At 70.9% G+C, this 20,342-nt stretch carries 19 protein-coding genes and 1 pseudogene; 13 read left to right on the plus strand and 7 right to left on the minus strand.

Annotated elements, in window-relative coordinates; translation table 11 throughout:
* Positions 1 to 116: 116 nt before the first annotated feature.
* A pseudogene (locus NE235_RS21965) lies at positions 117 to 323 on the plus strand (hypothetical protein); the annotation flags it as partial.
* Here NE235_RS21965 and NE235_RS21970 read toward each other — a convergent pair.
* A complete protein-coding gene (locus NE235_RS21970; RefSeq protein WP_252805940.1) occupies positions 307 to 462 on the minus strand; it encodes a hypothetical protein in 156 nt (51 codons plus the stop codon). The pseudogene NE235_RS21965 and the gene NE235_RS21970 sit on opposite strands and share 17 nt — an antisense overlap.
* A gap of 176 nt (positions 463 to 638) precedes the next feature.
* Here NE235_RS21970 and NE235_RS21975 point away from each other — a divergent pair, with 176 nt between their 5' ends.
* Both NE235_RS21975 and NE235_RS21980 read left to right on the plus strand, forming a co-directional pair.
* Entirely contained in the window at positions 639 to 1,133 is a 495-nt protein-coding gene (locus NE235_RS21975; RefSeq protein WP_252805942.1) for an SPW repeat protein, read from the plus strand.
* 46 nt (positions 1,134 to 1,179) lie between these two features.
* Positions 1,180 to 1,551: a hypothetical protein gene (locus NE235_RS21980; protein WP_252805944.1), complete on the plus strand. Its 372-nt coding sequence runs from the start codon at positions 1,180 to 1,182 to the stop codon at positions 1,549 to 1,551.
* A gap of 67 nt (positions 1,552 to 1,618) precedes the next feature.
* Here NE235_RS21980 and NE235_RS21985 read toward each other — a convergent pair whose 3' ends face one another.
* Genes NE235_RS21985 through NE235_RS21995 form a run of 3 tightly spaced genes read right to left on the minus strand, consistent with a single transcriptional unit; the run spans position 1,619 to position 9,250 of the window.
* Positions 1,619 to 6,556, minus strand: coding sequence for a DNA repair ATPase (locus NE235_RS21985; RefSeq protein WP_252805945.1), 4,938 nt, complete (start codon positions 6,554 to 6,556; stop codon positions 1,619 to 1,621).
* Positions 6,557 to 6,571: 15 nt separating this feature from the next.
* On the minus strand, positions 6,572 to 8,647 hold the full coding sequence (locus NE235_RS21990; RefSeq protein ID WP_252805947.1) for a flotillin family protein: 2,076 nt from the start codon (positions 8,645 to 8,647) through the stop codon (positions 6,572 to 6,574).
* A gap of 24 nt (positions 8,648 to 8,671) precedes the next feature.
* Positions 8,672 to 9,250, minus strand: coding sequence for a hypothetical protein (locus NE235_RS21995; RefSeq protein ID WP_252805948.1), 579 nt, complete (start codon positions 9,248 to 9,250; stop codon positions 8,672 to 8,674).
* Between the two features lie 225 nt (positions 9,251 to 9,475).
* Between NE235_RS21995 and NE235_RS22000 the strand changes: the two genes are divergently transcribed.
* From NE235_RS22000 to NE235_RS22020, 5 genes are all read left to right on the plus strand, one after another.
* A complete protein-coding gene (locus NE235_RS22000) occupies positions 9,476 to 9,925 on the plus strand; it encodes a hypothetical protein (protein WP_252805951.1) in 450 nt (149 codons plus the stop codon).
* Positions 9,926 to 9,989: 64 nt separating this feature from the next.
* The gene (locus NE235_RS22005) at positions 9,990 to 10,625 is read left to right on the plus strand and encodes a TetR/AcrR family transcriptional regulator (RefSeq protein WP_252805952.1); all 636 of its coding nucleotides are present in this window, start codon (positions 9,990 to 9,992) and stop codon (positions 10,623 to 10,625) included.
* Between the two features lie 83 nt (positions 10,626 to 10,708).
* A complete protein-coding gene (locus NE235_RS22010; protein ID WP_252805955.1) occupies positions 10,709 to 11,422 on the plus strand; it encodes an alpha/beta hydrolase in 714 nt (237 codons plus the stop codon).
* Between the two features lie 69 nt (positions 11,423 to 11,491).
* Positions 11,492 to 12,361 (plus strand): class I SAM-dependent methyltransferase, encoded by an 870-nt coding sequence (locus NE235_RS22015; protein WP_252805957.1) that lies wholly within the window; start codon positions 11,492 to 11,494, stop codon positions 12,359 to 12,361.
* 33 nt (positions 12,362 to 12,394) lie between these two features.
* Complete coding sequence (locus tag NE235_RS22020; RefSeq protein WP_252805959.1) at positions 12,395 to 13,024, plus strand: nucleoside/nucleotide kinase family protein; 630 nt, start codon at positions 12,395 to 12,397, stop codon at positions 13,022 to 13,024.
* 16 nt (positions 13,025 to 13,040) lie between these two features.
* Here NE235_RS22020 and NE235_RS22025 read toward each other — a convergent pair whose 3' ends face one another.
* The gene (locus NE235_RS22025; RefSeq protein WP_252805961.1) at positions 13,041 to 13,637 is read right to left on the minus strand and encodes a TetR/AcrR family transcriptional regulator; all 597 of its coding nucleotides are present in this window, start codon (positions 13,635 to 13,637) and stop codon (positions 13,041 to 13,043) included.
* A 110-nt stretch (positions 13,638 to 13,747) separates the two neighbouring features.
* On the opposite strand from NE235_RS22025, the gene NE235_RS22030 reads away from it, so the two are divergent.
* The 3 genes from NE235_RS22030 to NE235_RS22040 all read left to right on the plus strand — a co-directional run bounded on the left by NE235_RS22030 (position 13,748) and on the right by NE235_RS22040 (position 15,610).
* Positions 13,748 to 14,719, plus strand: coding sequence for an N-acyl homoserine lactonase family protein (locus tag NE235_RS22030; protein WP_252805962.1), 972 nt, complete (start codon positions 13,748 to 13,750; stop codon positions 14,717 to 14,719).
* Positions 14,720 to 14,996: 277 nt separating this feature from the next.
* Complete coding sequence (locus NE235_RS22035) at positions 14,997 to 15,521, plus strand: DUF5753 domain-containing protein (RefSeq protein WP_252805963.1); 525 nt, start codon at positions 14,997 to 14,999, stop codon at positions 15,519 to 15,521.
* Positions 15,512 to 15,610: a DUF397 domain-containing protein gene (locus NE235_RS22040; protein WP_252805964.1), complete on the plus strand. Its 99-nt coding sequence runs from the start codon at positions 15,512 to 15,514 to the stop codon at positions 15,608 to 15,610. The genes NE235_RS22035 and NE235_RS22040 overlap by 10 nt, the downstream gene beginning before the upstream one ends.
* Here the strand turns inward: NE235_RS22040 and NE235_RS22045 are convergent.
* The gene (locus NE235_RS22045) at positions 15,600 to 16,343 is read right to left on the minus strand and encodes an SDR family oxidoreductase (RefSeq protein WP_252805965.1); all 744 of its coding nucleotides are present in this window, start codon (positions 16,341 to 16,343) and stop codon (positions 15,600 to 15,602) included. The two genes, NE235_RS22040 and NE235_RS22045, sit on opposite strands and share 11 nt — an antisense overlap.
* Positions 16,344 to 16,505: 162 nt before the next feature.
* Here NE235_RS22045 and NE235_RS22050 point away from each other — a divergent pair, with 162 nt between their 5' ends.
* Both NE235_RS22050 and NE235_RS22055 read left to right on the plus strand, forming a co-directional pair.
* Positions 16,506 to 17,096 (plus strand): HVA1 family protein, encoded by a 591-nt coding sequence (locus tag NE235_RS22050; RefSeq protein ID WP_252805966.1) that lies wholly within the window; start codon positions 16,506 to 16,508, stop codon positions 17,094 to 17,096.
* A 4-nt stretch (positions 17,097 to 17,100) separates the two neighbouring features.
* The gene (locus NE235_RS22055) at positions 17,101 to 17,436 is read left to right on the plus strand and encodes a DUF3140 domain-containing protein (protein ID WP_252805967.1); all 336 of its coding nucleotides are present in this window, start codon (positions 17,101 to 17,103) and stop codon (positions 17,434 to 17,436) included.
* A 12-nt stretch (positions 17,437 to 17,448) separates the two neighbouring features.
* Here the strand turns inward: NE235_RS22055 and NE235_RS22060 are convergent, their stop codons facing one another.
* A complete protein-coding gene (locus tag NE235_RS22060; RefSeq protein ID WP_252805968.1) occupies positions 17,449 to 20,166 on the minus strand; it encodes an AAA family ATPase in 2,718 nt (905 codons plus the stop codon).
* Between the last annotated feature and the right edge of the window lie 176 nt (positions 20,167 to 20,342).

Below are 20,342 nucleotides of genomic sequence, written 5' to 3' on the forward strand. Positions count from 1 at the left end.
CCGGCGTGCGCACGGCACTAGAGGTCAGGGCAGGCCGTCCCGGTCCAGGGACAGATCGCCGGGTCGAAGTCCTTGTTCACGAGCTCGTTGACGAACCTCCGGTCGTCGGCGAAGTCCTGCGCCGGGTGTTCTACCTCGCCGCCTTGTCCAGCCTCAAACCCGGTGGCCCCAGCCGGGCCTACTACCAGCGCAAACGATCCGAAGGCCGCAAACACCAGCAAGCCTTGATGGCTCTGGCCCGCCGCCTGGTCAACGTCTTGTGGGCCCTGCTGCGCGACAAACGCTGCTACACCCCCTCCCCACCCGTCACTCAGGCGGCTTGACTCGATCATTGAGACTCCTTTCCGCGCTGCGACGGCGGACGTCGAAGCGCAGGTCGAAGGGGTTGAGCGTGCGCGGCAGCGGCCGGTCGGGCGTGATCGGCCGCCGGGACGCCAGGCGGAGGTCGTCGTCGGTCGCCACGACGCCATGTCCCCGCTGACGCGGCGATAAACCCCCAGGTACGGCGGGGAATGTGATCAGTACCCGAAGATCACCCGATTTGACGAAACCCTTGCGTTCGGCCGGAGTTGCCGTTGTTACAGCGGGCAAATGGCGAAATAGGGCTTGATTAGTCCCGAAAGAAAAGGTGGTGTCACATGTCCACTCGTCCCATGGCCGGCATGGAGGAGCATCCCGACATAGCCGCGCTTCGCGCACGTTATGATCGCGTCGCCGAGACGACGTCCGCCCACACCCTCGACGGCCTGACCTTCCTGAGCGGCCTGTACCTGGCCCTCTCGCCGTGGATCGTCGGCTTCCACCGGCGTACGACGTCGCTGACCATCAACGACCTCATCACCGGCATCGCCATCTCGCTCCTGGCGCTCGCGTTCGCGTCGGCGTACGGGCGTACCCACGGCCTCAGCTGGCTCCTCCCGATCCTCGGCGTCTGGACGATCATCGCGCCGTGGGTGGTCCGCGGAGCCCGTCCCTCGACGGGGAGCATCGTCAGTCACGTGATCATCGGCGCCCTGATCACTCTGTTCGGGCTGGGCGCGGCCGCGATCGGGATGATGACCAAGAAGCACCGGTCGGAGATGCAGGGAGGCATGTCCGGCGGCAGGAACGTCCCGCGTCGTGGGATGACGTGAGCGAGCCCGTCCGTCTCGTACGGAAACACGGGGAGGAGGCCCGGCGATGCCTGAGTCAGGCCACCCGATCGAAGGCGAGCACAAGTACGAACAGCATGTGACCTCGCCCGAGCAACACGAGGAACGGCCCGGGAAGAGCCTGGTGACCACTGACCACGAGGTGATCCGCCAGTGGGCCGAGACGCGGGGTGCCCACCCCGCGACGCCGCCCGGGAGTGAGTACGAGGGCAGGCCGGGACGCCTGCTGCTCGACTTCCCGGGCTACGGAGGACAGGATCTGCAGGAGATCTCCTGGGACGACTGGTTCGAGACGTTCGACGAACGCAGACTGAACTTCATCTACCAGGAGCACAAGGCGGACGGCTCGACGAGCACCTTTTTCCGCCTGGAGAATCCGAACCGCGACGACGACTCCTGACCGCGGCGCGCCGGCGCGCGGGCGCTCCCGGCCCCACCGGGCGCCACGCGCGGCGCGGCAGTGATGATCACCGATCCGGGCCGTCGACGGCGCGGGTGATGGCGGACTCGACGGCGGCGACACGGTCGGCGAGGAGGCCGAGAGCGCCGACCGCCCGCGTCATCGGGTCGTCCTCGGCGCCGCCCAGCGCCTGGGCGCGCCGGTAGGCGGCCTTGACCGCCGTCCAGCGCTCGGCCCGTTCGGGGGTGAGCGTGCCGCGCAGCTCGGCCAGCTTGAGCAGGTTCGCCTCGGCGCCGGAGGCCAGGGTCTGGGCCTCGCCGAGATAGTGGTCGTCGATGACCGCCTCCAACTCGGCCTCGTTCATCACGGGCACGATCCGCTCGGCCAGCTTGTTCATGTCCCGGTACGAGCCCTGGAGCTGGAACCGCGGCTCGGTGCGGGAGGCGTCCGCCTGGGCGGCCGAGGCGATGTAGGCCCGGTTGGCGGCCAGCACGATCTCCCGGGCCCGCAGCAGCCGGCGCAGCACCGCGGTGATCTGCTCGACCTCCGGCCCGGAGTACGGGTGCGCGAGCCGGTCCGGGGACACCGTCGTGTCGCCCTGCGCGAGCCGTACGAACAGCTCGACGTCGGCCCGCTCCCGCGTGGACAGCGGCGCGAGCACGGGGTTGGAGGTCAGGGCGTTCTCCAGGTAGCTCAGCGCGAACAGGTCCTCCCGGCCGGACAGCACGTCGCCGAGGTTCCACACGTCGGCGCGGTTGGCGAGCATGTCGGGGATGCGGAAGCGCTGCCCGGACTCGGTGTACGGGTTGCCGGCCATGCACACCGCGAACCGCTTGCCGCGCAGGTCGTACGTCCGGGTGCGGCCGTCCCAGACGCCCTCGACGCGGCGCTGCGCGTCGCACAGCGAGATGAACTTCTGCAGCAGCTCCGGCGAGGTGTGCTGGATGTCGTCGAGGTACAGCAGCACGTTGTTGCCCATCTCCAGGGCGAAGTTGATCTTTTCGACCTCCTGGCGGGCGGTCGCGTCCGGGGCGTCGGCGGGGTCGAGCGAGGTGACCGACGTGCCGAGGGCCGGGCCGTTGACCTTGACGAACATCAGGCCGAGCCGGCCCGCGACGTACTCCATGAGCGTCGTCTTGCCGTAGCCGGGCGGGGAGATGAGCAGCAGCAGGCCCATCTGGTCGGTGCGCTTGGCGTCGCCGGCCGCGCCGAGCTGCTTGGCGAGGTTGTCGCCGATGAGCGGCAGGTACACCTCGTCCAGCAGCCGGTTGCGCACGAAGGAGCTGAGCACGCGCGGCCGGTACTCCTCCAGCCGCAGCCGGTCGCGTTCGGCCGCGACCAGTTCGCCGCGCAGCCGCTGGTACGCCCGGTAGGCGGGGACGCGTTCGGCGCGGAACCGGCGGATCCGGGCGACGCTCTCGTCGAGCCGCAGCTCCAGACGGCGGCCGGTGATCCGCGGGTGGGCGCCGAGCAGTCCCTCGACGGTCACGGCCAGCGGCGCCGCCGTGTCGTAGCGGTCCAGCGGGCCGCACAGCTCGATCGCGACCGCCTCGGCGAGGTCGTCGGCCGGGCCGCCGGTGGTGGCGAGGTACGAGCCGAGCCACGCCTCGATGAGCTGGTGCCGGGCGGCCAGACCCCCCTCCTCCAGAGCGGCCAGGTCGTCGCGGTACCCCGGTGAGCCGCCGAGTGCGGCGCGGAAGCCGTCGAGCAGCGACCGCGCGCCGGCCCCGGTGACGAAGCCCGCGGGCTCGGCGGCGAGCTCCTCGAAGAGGTACTCCCCGATCAGCTCCCCCGTGTCGTCGGGCGGCAGGATGCGGGTGGCCGCGCCGGGGCCGTGCAGGGCGTTGCCGGTGAGGAAGGCGAGCGCGGCGGCGGTCAGCTCGGCGCGCAGCGCCCCCGCGGCCGGGGACTCGCCGAACGCCGCGCGGGCGCGGGCCAGTGACGCCGCCCGGGTCGTCCAGGCGCGGCGCGCGGCCTCCGCGGCGCCGTGCGCCCAGAACAGCTGCGCGGCGGCGCGGGCGGCCGGCGGGTAGCGCAGCAGGCCGGCCTCCGCGTCCAGCCGCAGCAGCGCCTCCAGGATCAGGGCGGCGTCGTGGTCGTGCACGCCGCGCTCGTACCCCTCGTCGTAGCGGGCCTCGGCGGCCGTACGGGCGAGGGCGGGCAGCCCGCCGTCCTCGGCCGCGCGGCGCAGGACGCCCGCGGGCGTCCCGGCGAGGATCTCCGCCGCGAGGTACTCGGCGCGGTAGACCTCGGGCGTCTCGGAGACGAGCGTCTGCTCCCAGTACGGCCGGGTCGCCGCGAACGCCGGGTCGCGGACCGGCGACCGGTAGTCCGTCGCGGTCACGGCGTACGCCATGCCGCCGTCGTGCGGGACGAGGGTCAGGTCGACCGGCTGGGTGTTGACCGCGAACCGGTGCGCGCCGAGCCGGATGCTCTCGCCGCCGTCCTCGTACAGGTCCTCGCGGTCGCGCAGCGCCCGGCCGGCCTCCTGCCGGGCGGTCTTGAGCAGGCCGTCGAGCTCTTCGGCGCGTACGGCGTCCCCGGCGGCGCGCAGCTGCCCGACGACCGAGCGGACCTTGTCCACCATCGGGTCGGCGGCGAAGTAGGCGTTGATCTCGTCCAGCGAGCCGAGCGCGGCGGCCCGGCGGCGTACGCCGGTCAGGATGCGGGTGGCGGACTCGGCGAGCCGGTCGGCGCGGCGGGCGCGTTCGTCCAGCAGCGTCTGCTTGCGCGCGGAGAACGCCTCGTAGACCTCCTCACGCTTGGCGGTCAGCTCGGCGACGAAGTCGTCGAACTCGGCGAACCGCGACTCGAGGGTCTCCAGCTGCAGCATGACGCGGCCGAGCTGGTCGTCGCAGGCGTCGGGCGTGTCGGCCATCGCGAGCGCGCCGGTCACGGCCTGCCCGAGCAGCGCGAACTCGGCGGCGTACGCCGCGCGGCCCTCGGCGTCCAGGAGCTCGCGGCGGCGGGCGTCGAGCGTCGCCTGCGCCCGGTTGATCCCGGCGAGCACCTCGCCGACCCGTTCAAGGATCGAGGTGCGCACGGTCGCGTCACCGATGTCGAGGGTGCCGACGACGTCGGTGACGACCTCCAGGCCCTCGTACTGCCCGGCGAGCCGCTCGCGGATCGGGGCGGCCTCGGCCGTGGTGGAGATCTCCTCGATGGCGCCGAGCAGCCGGTCGATCTCCTCGTGGTAGGCGGCGAACGCCACGGACTCGCGCAGGAACTCGACGGCGCGGCGGCCGGTCGAGGTGAGTTCGCCGCTCAGCCGCCCGGCCAGCTCGTCGATCTTCGCTAGGTCGGCGTACCGCATGTCGCGGAGCGTGACGAGGCGGCCCTGCGCGCGGCGCAGCTCCGTCAGCCGGGTCACCCAGCCGTCGGCGCTGTCCGGGGAGTCGCCGCGGGTCAGCCGGATCAGCGTGGTGATCTTCTCGTCGGTCTCGGCGAGCGCGGCGGCGGCCTGGGCGGTGAGCCGCTGGACCGTCTCGAACTCCTCCAGGACCTGCCCCGCCGTCGCCCGTACGCCGGCGAGCGGGACGCGCAGGTCACCGAGCTCGGGGTCGGCGAGCCAGTGGTAGGTGTCGAAGGCGCGCTCACACCCGGCGATCAGCGCCTCGAACACCCCGGCCGACGGGGTCGTCTCCTCGACCATGCGGGCCACCGACAGGCAGTCGGAGATGCCCCGGACCAGGTCGGCGTTGCCGACCCGCTCCAGCGGCCCCGTCCCGGCGGGCTGCGCCGCGGCGTACGCGTCCGACAGGTACGGCGTCTGCCACACCTGCATCGCGTGCACCCGCGTCGGCTCGTCGGAGTCGGCGCGGAAGAGGACGAGCGTGCCGTCGTCGAACAGCGAGTAGCCGTGGCAGGAGATCGGGGTGGCGACCTCCTTGCGGATCACGTTGTACGGCAGCAGGAGGTACCGGCCGGCCGCGCGGGCGTGGAAGACGTACAGGACGTCCTCGCCGTTGGTGGAGCGGATCATCCGCTCGTACTCCAGCCCGCCGACGTCCGTGTCGAACGTCTTGGCCGCGCCGGTCACGAGGTAGTAGCCGCCGGGGAAGATGACGCCGTGGTCCTCCGGCAGCCGCCGGCATGCCTGCCCGATGCCGTCGAGGCGCACGACCGTCTTCGTACGGGTGTTGAAGATGAGGTGACGCCGCGTCTCCTCCTTGTACGGGCGGATCCGCAGGAGGATGAGCGCGCCGACGCGGGCGTACTCGACCTCGGCGTCGGCCAGGCTCTGCAGCGGCTCGTCGACCGGCTCGCGGTAGATGCCCTCGCCGGTCTCGGTGTTGTTCTCGATCTTGACGGTGAGGTCGCCGCCGACCGTCTCGACGAAGACCTCGTCCTCGATCGAGATGTGCGGGTGCCGCCCGAGGACGTGGTCGTCCCGGGTGGTCTCCACCCACGTGAAGTCGTACGGCGGCGGGAAGACGTGGTCCGGCTCACCCAGGTTGTCCTCGTACGCGGCGGTGCCGTCGGCGTCGACCGTCCAGCGCAGCACCCGATTGTCGTGCTCGGCCGCCCCGGTCTGGAAGACCGCCAGCAGCTTCGACTCGACGCGCCGCAGCTGCAGCAGCCGCGTGTCCCGGTAGTAGCGGTACAGCTCGCCGAAGTCGCGCGCGAACCGCGGGTCGCGCAGCAGCCCCTCCGGGCCCTCGGTCGCCTCGAACCCGAACGCGTCGCCGTCCCGGGCGAACCGGTACAGGGCGAACACGTCGCCGACCGCCGTCTCCGGCCGCAGCCCGATGAACACGTTGAAGCCGAACAGCATCAGCCCGCCGACCGCGACGATGTCGCGCGGCACGCAGTTGTGCTCCGTCCGGATCCGCTCGGTGCCGACCAGCCGCAGCTCGGTGCCGCCGAACACCTCCAGCCGCCGGGCGTTCAGCGCCTCGGCCCGCCGGACCAGCTCCTTGGCCTGCTCGCCGAGCCGGGCGCGGAGCACCTCGTAGGTGCCCGCGTCCAGGCTCGGCCCGGCAGGCGTCTCCCCGCCCTCGGTCACGTGGTTCCCAGGTTCCTACTGCTCGATCACGGCCATGGTGGAGATCGCGGCGTCGGCCACGCCGAGGCGCTCGGCGTGGTCGAGCAGCTCACGGGCCTTCTCCCCCTCGGAGCCGCCGGTCTTGATCCGCTGCATGAGCAGCGCGGACAGGGTGAGGTTCTTGACGTCGTCGGTCTTGATCGAGCCGATGAGGTGGGCCAGGTCGTCGGGCAGGCTGCGCGAGCCGTTCAGCCACGGCCCGGCGAGCCGCTGGGCCACGTCGGAGTGCTCGACGAACCCGTCGACGCCCTTGCCGAGGCTGATCGCGCCGACGACCTTGTCGAAGAAGGCGCCGTCGCCGCCGACGATGTCGATGTCGGCCTTCTCCAGACCGGCGGCCAGCACCGTCGCCTGAGCCTCGGCGACCTCGCGCTGCGCGTCGAGCCCGGCGAGCCGGATCTCCTTCTCGGCCTCCAGCCGCAGGCGGTACTCCTCGTGCCCGCGGGTGGCGTCGTCCATCGCGGCCATCCCGGCGGCCTTGTCGGTCAGGCCCTCGGCCTCGGCCTTGAGCTTCTCGCGGATCCCGGTCGCGTCGGCGAGGGCCTTCTCGCGGTTCGCGACGGCCGCCGCGCGGCCGGCCTTCTCGATCGCCTCCGCCTCGGCCAGGGCCTTCTCCCGGCTGACGGCGGCCTCGGCGCGGCCGACCTTCTCGATCGCCTCGGCGTCGCGCTCGCGGACCTGCACCTCGGCCAGGCCCTCCGCGGCGGCCTCCGCCTGGATGCCCTCGGCGAGCCGGATCTTGGCCTGGGCGTCGAGCTCGGAGGTCTTCTGCCGGGCCTCGGCCAGCAGCAGTTCCTCGCGGGCCTTGAACTTTGCGGCCTCCTCGGCGGCCTCGGCGGCCTTGATGCCCTTGACCAGGTTCTCCTGCGCCTCGGCCTCGGCCTGGATGACCAAAGCCTGGCGGGTCCGCTCGGCCTCCTCGACCATCCGGAGCCGCTTGATGCCCTCTTCCTGCTCGGCGACGGTCTTCTCGACCGCGATCCGCTCGCGCACGACCTCGGCGATCTCCCGCTTCTCCGCCTCGACCTCCTTGTCCTTGGCGATGCGGGTCAGCTCGGTCTCCCGTTCGCGGGCGATCACCTCGAGCATGCGGTCCTTCTCGATCCGCTCGTTCTCGACGGCGATGACGCGTTCCTTGTTCTTCTCCGCGACGGCGATCTCGCGGTTGCGGTTCTCCTCCTGGACGCCCAGCTGCTCGTCGGTGCGCAGGCGGGCCATCTGCGAGGTCAGGCGCTCCTCGGCCTGGACCTTGGCGATCTCGGCCTCCTCGCGCGCCCGTACGGTCTCGATCTCCCGCTTCTTCTTGACCTCCGCCTCGGCCTGGCGGCGTTCGAGCTCGAGGATGGCCTCCCGCGCGTCGACGTTCTGGCGGGTGATCTCCTTCTCCTCGTTGCGCTGGTACTCATTGGTGCGCACGTGCTCGATGGCGGTCAGCTCGGTGATCTTCCGGATGCCCTGGGCGTCGAGGATGTTGGTGGGGCTGAGGCTCTCCAGCGGCGTCTGCTCGAGGTGGTCGATGGCCGCGTCCTCGAGGTGGTAGCCGTTCAGGTCGGTGCCGATGAGCGCCACGATCTGGTCGCGGAACTCGTGCCGGTGGGTGTACAGGTCCACGAAGTCGAGCTGCTTGCCGACGGTCTTCAGCGCCTCGGAGAACTTCGCGTTGAACAGCGTCTGCAGCGTCTCCTCGTGGCTGGCCCGCTGCGTGCCGATCGCCTGCGCGACCTGGATGACGTCCTCGACGGTCTTGTTGACCCGGACGAAGAAAGTGATCTTGATGTCGGCGCGGATGTTGTCACGGCAGATCAGGCCGTCCCGGCCGCTGCGCTCGATCTCGATCGTCTTGACCGAGATGTCCATCACCTCGGCCTTGTGCAGGACGGGCAGCACGATCGCCCCGGTGAACGTGACGTCCACCTTCTTGATCTTGGAGATGATGAGCACGCGGCCCTGCTCGACCTTCCGGAACAGCCGGCTGAACAGGTACCAGGTGCCCAGGGCGACGATCAGGATCGCGCCGACGAGCACGGCGATCGCGATGCCGATGGAGTCCATCAATGGTCCTTCTCGCGGGGGAATTCAGTTGATTCGACGATGCGGATCGAGCTCGGCGTCATACGGCATCACCCAGAAGAACTCGCCGTCGGCGTCGTAGTCGAAGATCAAAGCGGTACTGCCTGCTTTGAGGATCTCCTCGCCCGGCTGGTTCCCTTGCCGGCGAACCTGAATTACGGCGGCCGAGCCATCGGCGGCGCGCACCTCCGCCTGGCCGAACGTCAGGTCGACCCGGCTGGTGCGGATCACGCACATCCGGCCCACGAAGTCCCGCCGCGACGGCAGGACCTCCTCAGGGATCATGTACCGCAGGGGCCGCATCAGCAGTCTCGTGACCGGGAACGACGCGACGAGCGCGGCGGCCAGCACCCCGATCGCCGGGGCCGGCCCGGTCAGGTCGTCGCGGCGCAGCAGCACGGTCCCGGCCACGCCGGCGAACCACGCGAGCGCCGCGAACAGCGACAGCGCCACCGCCATGACCATGGTCGCCGCCGCGTCCAGCAGTCCGAGGACGACGAGCAGCCAGTAGGCGAGGACGACGACAAGGAGGGCACCGAGAACGACGGCCGGAAAGGCAAGCGCCGCGTGCACGAATTCGGCCACCGCGCCTCCCCGTGGGCATAGCCCTATCGACGTTGCCGACCAGGCTTCCCGGCGCACCATAAGCGGTCGAATGCCGCTTATGCGGCGAAATCTATTCGTCGCAAAAAGCACCGTACCGTATCCCCCTGCCGGTGGCGCGTGACGTAGGACACACAGGCCCGACCCGGCCATCACGATGACTGGCTGGCTGTACAGTCAACACTCTTCCTACGAGAGGAGCCGCGCATGGCCGCGCGTGACTGGGCCGTCAAGAAGGCCGCGTCGAAGATCCTTGGCCCCGATGAGAGGCTCGTCGCCAGCTGCATGGCGAACCTGCCGGGCACCCTGAAACGGGAGGGCTACTACGCCGCCCTGCAGAACGTCGTCGGCATCCGCTTCGTCGATGTCGCCGCCGACGGCGGGCTGCCGCCGAAGATGAACGTCGCGGTGACCGACCGGAGGCTGCTGCTGTTCGAGCAGTCGATGCTCGGCCGGGCGAAGGACCTCGTCGCCGAGATCCCCATCGCGCAGATCGCCGGCGCCCGGGTCACCGAGAGCGGACGGGCCCAGGTGACGGTCAAGGTCCACAACTTCGTGATCACCTTCGCCGGCGGCACGGATCTCGCGCTCGAGTCGGCCGACAAGGGCGGCGTCACGAACCTGGTCGGCGCGATCAACGGACGGGTACGGCACTGACCTGCGCACCGTGGGGCGGCAGGCGGGACAATGGTGCGTCCGTCACCGATACCCGGGGGTCCGCTTGTCGCCACGTTCGGCCCGCGCCAACCAGGAGCTGCGCGAGCAGTCCCGCCGCCGGATCCTGGAGGCGGCCTTGACGTTGTTCGCCGAACGCGGGTTCGAAGGCACCACGATCTCCCAGATCGCCGAGCGGGCCGGGGTCGCCCGGGGGCTCGTCTCCTACTACTTCCCGGCCAAGGAGGAGCTGCTCCACGAGCTGCTGGGCCAGGCCCTCGACGGGCTCATCGCGGGGACCGACCCGGCCGACGGGGAGGTCACCGCGGACCAGCGGCTCGCCGGCGTGATCGACCGCACTCTGACGATGGCCCGGAACACGCTGGGAGTCCAGCGGCTCGTGCTCTGCCTGATGCTCCAGCCCGCGACCCGCGAGATCTTCATCAAGGTGGAGTCGACGAAGGCCGGGGTCATCGAGCGGTTCGAGGACCGCATCCGGCAGATCTTCGCCGACCGCGGGGCCGAGGACCCGGCCCTCGAAGAGGTCATGTTCCGCAGCGTCCTGGAAGGCGTGATCTTCAAGATGGCGGTCTATCCAGGGACCTACCCGTTCGCGGCGGTCCGCCACCGGCTGTTCACGATGTACGGGCTGCCGGCCGGCGACCCACCGGCCGAACCGGTCGGGCGCCTCCGCGCGCACTGACCCCACGGAACACCGATGAGTTCCGCGCGGCCGGGCGGTCGGAACAGGGTGACCCATCACGTCTCGAGGAAAGGACCGCCGACGTGGCGACCTTCGTTCTGATTCCCGGCGCCGGGTGCGATTCCTGGTACTGGCAACCGCTCACGGCCGAGTTGCGCGAGCGCGGCCATGACGCCGTGAGCGTAGACCTGCCCGCCGAGGACGACACGGCCGGGCTCGCCGAATACGCCGACGCCGTGGTCGAGCAGATCGGCGACCGCACCGGCCTGATCGTGGTGGCACACTCGTTCGGTGGCTTCACCGGACCACTGGTCTGTGAGCGCCTGCCGGTCGATGTCCTGGTGATGCTCACGGCGATGGTCCCCTCCCCCGGCGAAGCACCCGGCGAGTGGTCAGCCGCCACCGGGCACGACCAGGCGATACGCGAGGCGGCCGGACGTGACGGCACTCCGGAAGAGGATCACGGCTTCGACCCGACCTACTACCACGACGTTCCAGCGCATCTGGCCGCCGAGATGCAGAAGCACCCACGCGGACAGTCGGAGACCCCGGGAAAAGAGCCATGGCCACTACCTTCGTGGCCGCGGGTACCGACGGAATTCCTGCTGTGCCGCCGCGACCGTCTCTTCCCCGCCACTTTCATGCGCCGGGTCGTACGAGAGCGCCTGGGAATCGTCCCCGACGAGATCGACGGCGGCCACATGGTCATGCTCAGCCGCCCCGCCGAGCTCGCGGACCGCCTGGTCGCCTACCAGCGGCGCCACCAGCCGGCGACCGGAAATGGTAGTGCAATGTAATGACAGAATACTTTTATTGAATACCATTTTGTGGTATGCTTAAGAAAACCGTGTATATGGTGCCGTCTTGTGAATGATGACGGACGACCCAGCCAGACCGCACTCACCGCCGCGGCGGCACGCGCGGCACATCTCATCGTCGACGACGAGCCCCGGATATTCGCCGACACCCTCGCGTACACGCTCCTCGGAGACGAGGCCGAGAACCTCGTCCGCTACCACCGTCTCCACGGCGACCACCCCATCCTCGCCGGGGCCCGGGCGGCGGCGACCGTACGGAGCAGGTACACCGAGGACCGCCTCGCCGAGGCCGTGGCCCGCGGCGTCACGCAGTACGTCATCCTCGGCGCCGGCCTCGACTCGTTCGCGTACCGCGCCGGCCCGGCGAGCGGCACCCGGGTCTTCGAGGTCGACCACCCCGGGACCCAGGAGTGGAAGCGCGACCGGCTGAAGAAGGCGGGCGTCGCCCTCCCCGGCACGGTCACGTTCGTCCCCGTGGACTTCGAGGCCGCGGTCCTGTCCGAGGCCCTCACCGAGGCCGGATTCGACCCGTCCCGGCCCGCCTTCGTCAGCTGGCTCGGCGTGACGATGTACCTGACCAGGGAGGCCATCGCCGGCACGCTGACCGAGATCGGCCGCTGCGCCCCGGGCACGGAGATCGTGATCGAATCCATGCTTCCTCCCGAACTACAGGACGCCGCGGGTCGGGCGTACGCCGAAGGGGTCTCCTCGGTGGCCGCCGAACACGGTGAGCCGTGGCTGAGCCACTTCGGCCCGGAGGACCTGTCCGCGCTGCTGGAGCGGCACGGCTTCGGGCTGATCCGGCACGCGCGCACGTCCGACGCGGTCGACCCCGGACTCTGGGAGCGGACCGACGCCGTACGCCCCGTCGGCCTGAGCCTCCTGACCCACGCGACCGTCCTCGTACGGACACGCTGATCGTTCGCCGACGGCGGCTGGGAGGATGGCGGAGTGCGCGTACGGCCCATCTCACCGCCCCTCCTGGTCGAGGAGCTCGCCGACCGGATCGCGGCCCTCTCCGGCACCTCCTGGGTACGGGTCGTGATCGACGGCGCCCCGCCCACCCGGCCGGAGAACCTCGCGGACGCGCTGGTGGATCCCCTCCGGCTGCGCGGCCGTGACGTCCTGCGCGTCGCGGCCGGCGACTTCCTGCGCCCCGCGTCGCTGCGCTTCGAGTACGGCCGGGAGGACCCGGACGCGTTCTACACGGACTGGCTCGACGAGGGCGGCCTGGTCCGCGAGGTGCTCGGCCCGCTGGAGCCGGGCGGCTCCGGCCGGGTGCTGCCCGCCCTCTGGGACAGCGCCGTCGACCGTGCCACCCGCGCCTCGTACGTGACGCTGGCGCCGGGCGGCGTGCTGCTCCTCGACGGCGCGCTCCTCCTCGGCCGGGGCCTGCCGCTCGACCACGCGGTCCACCTGTCGATGTCCTCCGCGGCGCTGGCCCGCCGCGTCGAACCGGACCAGAAGTGGACCCTGCCCGCGTACGAGCGGTACGAGGACGAGGCCCGGCCGGCGCTGACCGCGGACGTCGTCGTTCGCGTCGACGACCCTCGCCACCCGGCCCTCGTAGAGCGGTCGTAGACCGGGGGCGTGGCCGTCACGCCGAGGTGAGGCCGGCCACGATCACCGCGGTCAGCCGGGTCAGGTAGGCGTCGTCGACCGGTCCGCCGGTCAGCAGCAGGCGCCCCAGCAACGGCGAGATCAGCAGGTCGAGGCCGAGTTCGCGGTCCGTGTCGGCGGGCAGCTCCCCGCGTTCGATCCCCCGGCGCAGCACGGCGTCGGCGGCGGCGCGGCGGGGTCCGCCCACCGCCTCGCGGAGCGCGGCGCCGAGCTCGGGACTGCGCTCGGTCTCGGCCGCCATGTCCAACGCGATCCGTTTGATCCGCGGCTCGGCGACCTGCGCGACGATCACATCCAGGAAGCCGCGCACATCACCGGCCAGCGACCCCGAATCCGGCACCTCCGGCACGTTCCGGCGCACCGCCGCCCCGAGCAGGTCGAGCAGCATGGCCTGCTTGGACGGCCAGCGACGGTAGACGGCGGCCTTGCCGACACCGGCCCGCCGGGCCACCGCGTCAACGGACATGCGGGCGTATCCGGTCTCGGCCAGCTCGTCGAACATCGCGGCGGCGATCGCGCTGGTGACGGACTCCTGGAGCACGGCGGCCCCGGCCGGCTCACGCTTGCGTGGCATGCCGCCCAGTCTAGCCAAGACGGAACGGTTGCGTTCCATCGTCACCACGCCTACGCTCGATTGCGGATCGCCGGAACGGAACCGTTCCGACGTTACGGAGGGAGCCGGTCATGAACATCCAGCCGCTACGCATCGGTCGCACCAAGGTCCCGTTCGGCCAGTTCTACGGGGGCCTGCACGGGTTCTCCCTCAGCGAGTTCACCGCCGACAAGGACCACTTCATCTGGGTGCCGATCCACGCCTACCTGCTCGAGCACCCGACCGCCGGCCCGATCCTGGTGGACACCGGAATCAGCCCGGCGCAGGCCGCGCACACCGACTACTACCGCGGCTCGATCATGGAGCACGTGATGGACGCCGACGAGTACGACCTGCCGGCCGAGGAGACCATGCCGGTCCAGCTCGCGCGGCTCGGCCACCGCCCAGAGGACATCCGCGCCGTGTTCATCACGCACTTCCACGAGGACCACGTCGGCGCGCTCAACCTGTTCGCCCACGCTCCGGTGTACCTGGGCGCGGACGAGTACGCGGCGCGCGACGACAAGGCGCTCGGCCTGGTGCCACTGGCCTACCCGCCGTCGATCGCGGCGATCACCGACTGGCGCCCACTCGAGTTCACCGGCCCGGCCATCGGCGGCTTCACCGGTTCGGCGGACGTCTTCGGCGACGGCAGTGTCATCGCCCTGCCCACCCCGGGGCACAGCCCTGGCAGCACCAGCGTGCTGGTCGACCACCGCTTTCTCCTGACCGGCGACGCGATGTACACCATCCGGCATCTCGCGGTCGACCAGGTGCGCGCCTTCCAGCCCGGCGACGAGTCTCGCTATGTCGACTCGATCCGCCGCATCCAGTGGCTGCGCCGGGAACTCCCGGACCTGCTCATCCTGACCTCGCACGACCACACCGAATACGGCGAGCGGCTGATCGCCGGCCTGGCCACCGGCCGGCTGTCCGACGCGGACCTCGCCTGGGCCAAGTCCTACGAACGGGCGACCTTCGACGAACTCGCCAACCTCAACCCGGCCCGGTCGCCCCGCTTCGTGCCCGCGGCGGACGGCGGCCCGGTCGGCCACGCCGAGTGACCCGGCGCTGGTGGAGCACATAGCGCGCGAGTTGGACCGTCGGGGGAGGTGTGGTCGTTCAGGCGGTGGTTCGTCAGACGGGAATTCTCCCGTCTGACGAACCACCGCCGAAGAAGCAGACCCGCCCCCGCACGCCCATTATGTCCGAAGTTAACGGACGCTCGATCGGGGATGATACTCAACCCGGATTGCGAGTTAATGGGGGACATACAAAATACCATGAGTAAGGATCATTCGCGGCGCGCGAGTTGTCGTTGCTCGTCCTCTGTAGGGCTGGATGCGCGACTGGCTCGCCGAAGAGCGCCGCTCGTCGGCGCTCCGGGCGTTCGAGCTGGCCGTCGTCCCCGGTCTGCTCCAAACCCCCGACTACGCACGTACGGTCCTCGACGGCGACGAGGCCGCCGTCACCGCCCGCCTCGACCGCCAGGCCATTCTCAAGAACGAAAATCCACCTACACTCAGGTGTGTGCTGGACGAAACGGTCCTCACTCGCGGCTTCGGCGATGCGGCGGTGATGCGCGATCAACTAGAGCACCTGGTCAATTCCGTAGCCCCTCGGCTCGCAGTCCAGATCGTCCCCTCCGGCGTCCGCTACGAAGGCCTGGCGGGCGCATTCACGATCGCCACCGTCAACGGCAGCGACGTGGCCTACATCGACACCGCCGTTCGCGGTCTGGTCACGAGCAACCCGGAAGACATCGCCTGCATCATCGACGTCTGGGAGTCGATCCGGACGTTCGCCCTGTCCCAACGCGAATCAATCGAGCTCATCAAGAAGGTGGCCGAGGAACGATGGACCTGAACAACGTCGACTGGCGCAAGTCACTGCACAGCAGCACCAACGGCGGGAACTGCGTCGAGGTCTGCGTCGTGGACGACGCTAGACACTGAGGCCGGCTCCGCCGCCGACGGTGATGTTCTCGCCGGTCACGTAGCCGGCCGCGTCGGAGGCGAGGAAGGTCACCACTTCGGCGACCTCTTCGCCGGTGCCGAGCCGGCCCAGGGGGACCCGGGCCGCCGTGGCCTCGAGAGTCTCCTCCAGCGCTTCGGGCGGGAGTCCGTGCTTGGCCCAGATCGGGGTCTCGATCGGGCCGGGGCTGACGGCGTTGACCCGGATTCGCCGGGGCGCCAGCTCAACGGCGAGGGAGGGGACGAGGGCCAGGAGAGCTCCCCTGGTGGCGGCGGTGACGGACCCGCCGGCGATGCCTCGTGTCACGCCGATCCCGATGGTGAAGATGATGGAACCCCCGTCATTGAGCAGCGGGAGAGCCTTCTGCAAGGTGAAGAACTGGCCCTTGAAGTTGACGTCGACCATGTCGTCGAACGTGGCCTCGTCGAACGCCTCGATCGGGCCGCCCCGTACGATCCCGGCATTGAGGAACAGGACGTCGAGGGCGCCGAAGCGCTCCCGGATCTGTTCCACGACACGATCGGTGTCGGCGAGTGACCGGGCGTCGGCGCGCAGCACGACGATCCCTTCGGGAAGTGACTTCTCGGCCGCGGCGATGCTGTCGGGGTTCTGCCCGGTGACCACCACCTGGTAGCCGCGCGAATGCAGCAGTTCGGCGGTGGCCTTGCCGATTCCGCTGGTTCCGCCGGTGATCAGAGCTGTAGGCGCGGACATGGCGCACTCCATTTCGGAAGAGGATTGAGGAGCGGCCCGGTGCCCGGCCGCGGACTCCACCTTGGGGTCACGGAGGACGCCGGGTCCAATGAATGTTCCGCATCCGGCAATACGTTCCGCGTAACACCGCACGTCAACGGCATATGGATCTAAGATCCACGTATGCCCGACTCGCCGCCGTCTCCAGTGCATCTCGATCTGCGGCTGGTGCAGTGCTTCACCGTCCTGGCCGAGCACCGGCACTTCGGTCGCGCCGCCGCGGTCCTCCACACCACCCAGCCGTCCCTAAGCCGGCAGATCAGCCGTCTCGAACAGCAACTCGGCGTCCGGCTGCTCGATCGCACACCGCGGGGCAGCCGGCTGACCGAGGCCGGGGAGACCTTCCTCCCGCTCGCCAGGACGCTGCTGCGGTCCGCGACCCAGGTCATCGCGCGCACCCAGGCCGCCGCCCGATCCTTACCTCCTGCCCGGTGCACATGCGATGACCTGCGGGTATGGGGAGGCGGGCGGGCGAAGCAGGAGAGCGTCATGGCCGAAGAGAAGAAGAAGTTGCACAAGGGTGACAAGGTGTCCTGGCGGAGTCACGGCGGGGAGGCCCGCGGCGAGGTCGAAGAGGAGATCACCGAACGGACCGAGGCGGCCGGCCGTACGGTCGCCGCGTCGCCGGACGAGCCGCAGTACCAGGTCCGCAGTGAGAAGTCCGGCGGCAGGGCCGTGCACAAGCCCGACGCGCTGAAGAAGGAAAAGGACTGAGTCCGTGTCGGGCGAGGACGACGAGGAGATCCGGAGCCTGTTCAGCGAACTGGTCAACCTCAAACCCGCCGAGCTGGAACGCTGGCTCGGCACCGAGGAGTCCAAGTCGGCCGGGCAGCATCCGGGCGGTGGCGAGTCCACCGGCCACGAGTCGGGCCGCCGGATCGTCGCACTGCTACGTGCCAAGAAGGGCGACCTGTCCGAGGACGACTACGCACACATGCGCAAGGTCGTCGGCTACATCCGGCGCCATCTGGCACAACGCCCCGACGGCGACATCCGCGACACCCGCTGGCGGTACTCCCTGATGAACTGGGGCCACGACCCGCTCAAGAGCTGAGGAGCACAGTCGCTATCTGAGCGCGTTGTGCAGCTGGACACGGGAGGTGGCGCCCAGTTTGGCGTAGATCCTCGCCAGGTGGGCGCCCACCGTACGGTGCGAGATGTAGAGGCGCTTGCCGATCTCCCTGTTGGTCAGGCCTTCGGCGGCCATCTGCGCGATCTGGAGCTCCTGGGCGGTGAGGATGTCGCTCGTGGCGGCCTGGCGTTCGCCGCTCCGCTCACCGGCTGCGCGCAGCTCCCGGCGGGCCCGCTCGCCCCACGGTGACGTGCCGAGCGCGTCGAAGGTGTCCCGGGCCGCGCGGAGGTGCTGTCTGGACTCCACGGCGCGGCGCTGCCTGCGGAGCCATTCGCCGTAGGCCAGCTCCGTGCGCGCCCGGATGAAGGGCCGCCGCGTCAGGTCCGCGGCGAGCGCCGTCTGGAAGAGGTCCCCCGCCTCGTCCTGGTCTGCCAGCACCGCCCTGGCCAGCCGCAGGCCGGCGTGCAGGGACGGCGATGTGGTGACCCTCGCCGCCGCCTCCATCTGGGCGAGCACGCCGGCCGCGTCGCCGGGACGCTCGCTGCGGAGCGCCGCGTCGGCGACATCGGCGACCGTGTGGCAGCTCAGGGCGAGCTGGTGCGAAGAGTCGGTGATGTCGTGCATGCGGAGGAGCCGGGTGAGCGCCTGCGGGTAGTCGCCCGCGCCCAGCGCGGCGAGGGCGCGCGCGTGCTGGGCGGTGGCGAGCACGTTCCGTGCGCCGACCGGCGTGGCGAGCCGCTCCGCCTCGGCCGCCAGTTCATCGGCTTGGTCGAAGTGGCCGCGCAGCGCCGCGATCTTCGCCTGCGTGGCGAGGATGAGGCCGAGTAGGAACGGCTGACCGGTCTCCCTGGCGAGCCTGCCCGCCTCTTCGGCGGCGGGCAGGGCCACCGCGAGGTCGGCGAGCTGCGCCGCCGCCCACGCCTGCGCCGCGAGCGCGCGGGCCAGGAGCTGCAGGCGGCCATGCTCGCGCAGGCCGGCCAGTGACGCGGCGGACTGCGTGATCGCCACGTCGAACGTGCCGACGAGCACCGCGACGCTGCCCACCAGCCTCATGGTCGGCGAATCGAGGCCTGACCGCGCGAGCAGCCGCTCCGAGCGTTCGATGACGACCGTGCCCCGGGCGATGGGGGCCGCGTAGCCGAGGATGGCGAGTAGCCGGGCGTCCAGCGGATCGAGCGGCAGCCGCTCGGCCACATCGACGATCCGGTCCCTGGCCGCCATGCCCGGCTCGCTCCAGAAGCATCGCAGCGCGGCACTCCAGAGAATCCGGACCGCGAGGTCGACGTCCCCGTCGGCGACGACGGACTCGGCGAGGTGGGCGAGCGCGGAGGCGTCCATGCTCCCGCCCCGGAGGCCGTCGTCGAACGCGGCCCTGATCCAGGTCAGGCGGGCACGTCGCTGCCTCGACAGGTCGAGCCTGCCGGCCTCGGAGAGGAGCCGGTCGACGATCTCCGGGCGGCCGAGCTCGACCGCACCGTCCGCGGCGCGCAGGTACCGGTCGGCTCGCCGGTCCGGATCCGGGCTCAGCCGCGCGGCCCGCTCCAGGGCGGCGACGACCGCGGCGCCGCTGCCCCGGCGCTGCGCCCGTACCGCGACCGTCTCGAGGGCGGCCGCGATGTCCTCGTCCGGCCGGTCGCTCGCGGCCGCCAGGTGCCACGTTCTCCGGTCGGGCTGGTCGGCCAGTACTCCGGCCAGCGCCCGGTGCACGTCGCGGCGCCGGGCGGCACCGGCCGCCTGGTGAACGGCCGAGCGGATCAGCGGGTGGAAGAACGCCAGGCGGCTCTCGTCCGGAGTGAGGAGGCGGGCGTCGACGGCCGGTCTGAGGTCGGCGGCCGTGACCGGCCGGCCCGTGAGCGCGCGGGTGGCCGTCAGCGTCTCGTTCGGATTCGCGCTGTCGTTGAGCGCGGCGACCTCCAGGACGGCCCTCGTGACCGCCGGGAGCGCGGCGAACCGCCGGGTGAAGGTGCTCTCCAGCCTGGTCGTGAGCGGCAGCCACGGACTCGCGAGGAGGGCGGCGCCGTCGACGCCGCCCACCGCGGCGGGCAGCTCGATCAGTGCCAGCGGGTTCCCGGCGGCCTCGGCGAGCAGCCGCCGGCGCACCGCGTCAGGCAGATCCGCCGCGCCGGCGTCGAGCAGCGCGGCGGCGTCCTCGACGGACAGCGGCGGGATGAGCAGGCTCGGCAGCCCCGCCTCGTCCAACCGGGTCGTCATGCCGGGACGGGTCGCGGCGAGCAGCAGGATCGGTTCCGACTCCAGCCGCCGTCCGAGGAACGCGAGCACGTCGGCGGTGGACGTGTCGAGCCAGTGCGCGTCCTCCGCGACGATCAGGACCGGGCCGGCCTCCGCTATCTCGGCGAGCAGGTTCAGCACGGCGAGGGCGACGAGATAGCCCTCCGGCCCGATCGTCTCGGTCATTCCGAGCGCCGCCCGCAGCGCCTCCCGCTGGCTGGGCGGCAGCACCGCGAAGCGGTCCCGTACCGGCCACATGAGCTGGTGCAGCCCGGCGTAGGGCAGATGGGCCTCGGACTCCACACCGGTCGTGCTCAGGACCCGCAGGCCGGACGCCCGCGCGAACGCCGCGGCCTCTTCGAGCAGAGCCGACTTGCCGATGCCGGGCTCCCCCCGGAGCAGCAGCGACGCTCCGCCCCGGCCTACCGCGCCGATCAGGTCGTGCAGCCGGCTGATCTCCTCGCCTCGTCCGATGAGTCCCACGCACCACAGGCTAACGACCGGCCCCGGTCCACCCTTCCCCGCCCTGACCTGCTCCGATACCGGCCGACACCGGTCGAAGCCGCCGTACGGAACGGCGCTCCGATGGTCACATGACCGATGCCTCCCCGGCACCGCCGCCCGTACGGTCGGTGCCATGGCCGGCGCATATGAGTCAT

This window comes from Actinoallomurus spadix (assembly GCF_024055725.1).
Taxonomy (GTDB): Bacteria; Actinomycetota; Actinomycetes; order Streptosporangiales; family Streptosporangiaceae; genus Actinoallomurus; species Actinoallomurus spadix.

Bases quoted from the DNA above. Each gene is read 5' to 3' on its own strand.
- NE235_RS21975 (WP_252805942.1), top strand. From the start codon at position 639: ATGTCCACTCGTCCCATGGCCGGCATGGAGGAGCATCCCGACATAGCC.
- NE235_RS21980 (WP_252805944.1), top strand. From the start codon at position 1,180: ATGCCTGAGTCAGGCCACCCGATCGAAGGCGAGCACAAGTACGAACAG.
- NE235_RS21990 (WP_252805947.1), bottom strand. From the start codon at position 8,647: ATGGACTCCATCGGCATCGCGATCGCCGTGCTCGTCGGCGCGATCCTG.
- NE235_RS22000 (WP_252805951.1), top strand. From the start codon at position 9,476: ATGGCCGCGCGTGACTGGGCCGTCAAGAAGGCCGCGTCGAAGATCCTT.
- NE235_RS22025 (WP_252805961.1), bottom strand. From the start codon at position 13,637: ATGCCACGCAAGCGTGAGCCGGCCGGGGCCGCCGTGCTCCAGGAGTCC.
- NE235_RS22030 (WP_252805962.1), top strand. From the start codon at position 13,748: ATGAACATCCAGCCGCTACGCATCGGTCGCACCAAGGTCCCGTTCGGC.
- NE235_RS22035 (WP_252805963.1), top strand. From the start codon at position 14,997: ATGCGCGACTGGCTCGCCGAAGAGCGCCGCTCGTCGGCGCTCCGGGCG.
- NE235_RS22040 (WP_252805964.1), top strand. From the start codon at position 15,512: ATGGACCTGAACAACGTCGACTGGCGCAAGTCACTGCACAGCAGCACC.
- NE235_RS22045 (WP_252805965.1), bottom strand. From the start codon at position 16,343: ATGTCCGCGCCTACAGCTCTGATCACCGGCGGAACCAGCGGAATCGGC.
- NE235_RS22050 (WP_252805966.1), top strand. From the start codon at position 16,506: ATGCCCGACTCGCCGCCGTCTCCAGTGCATCTCGATCTGCGGCTGGTG.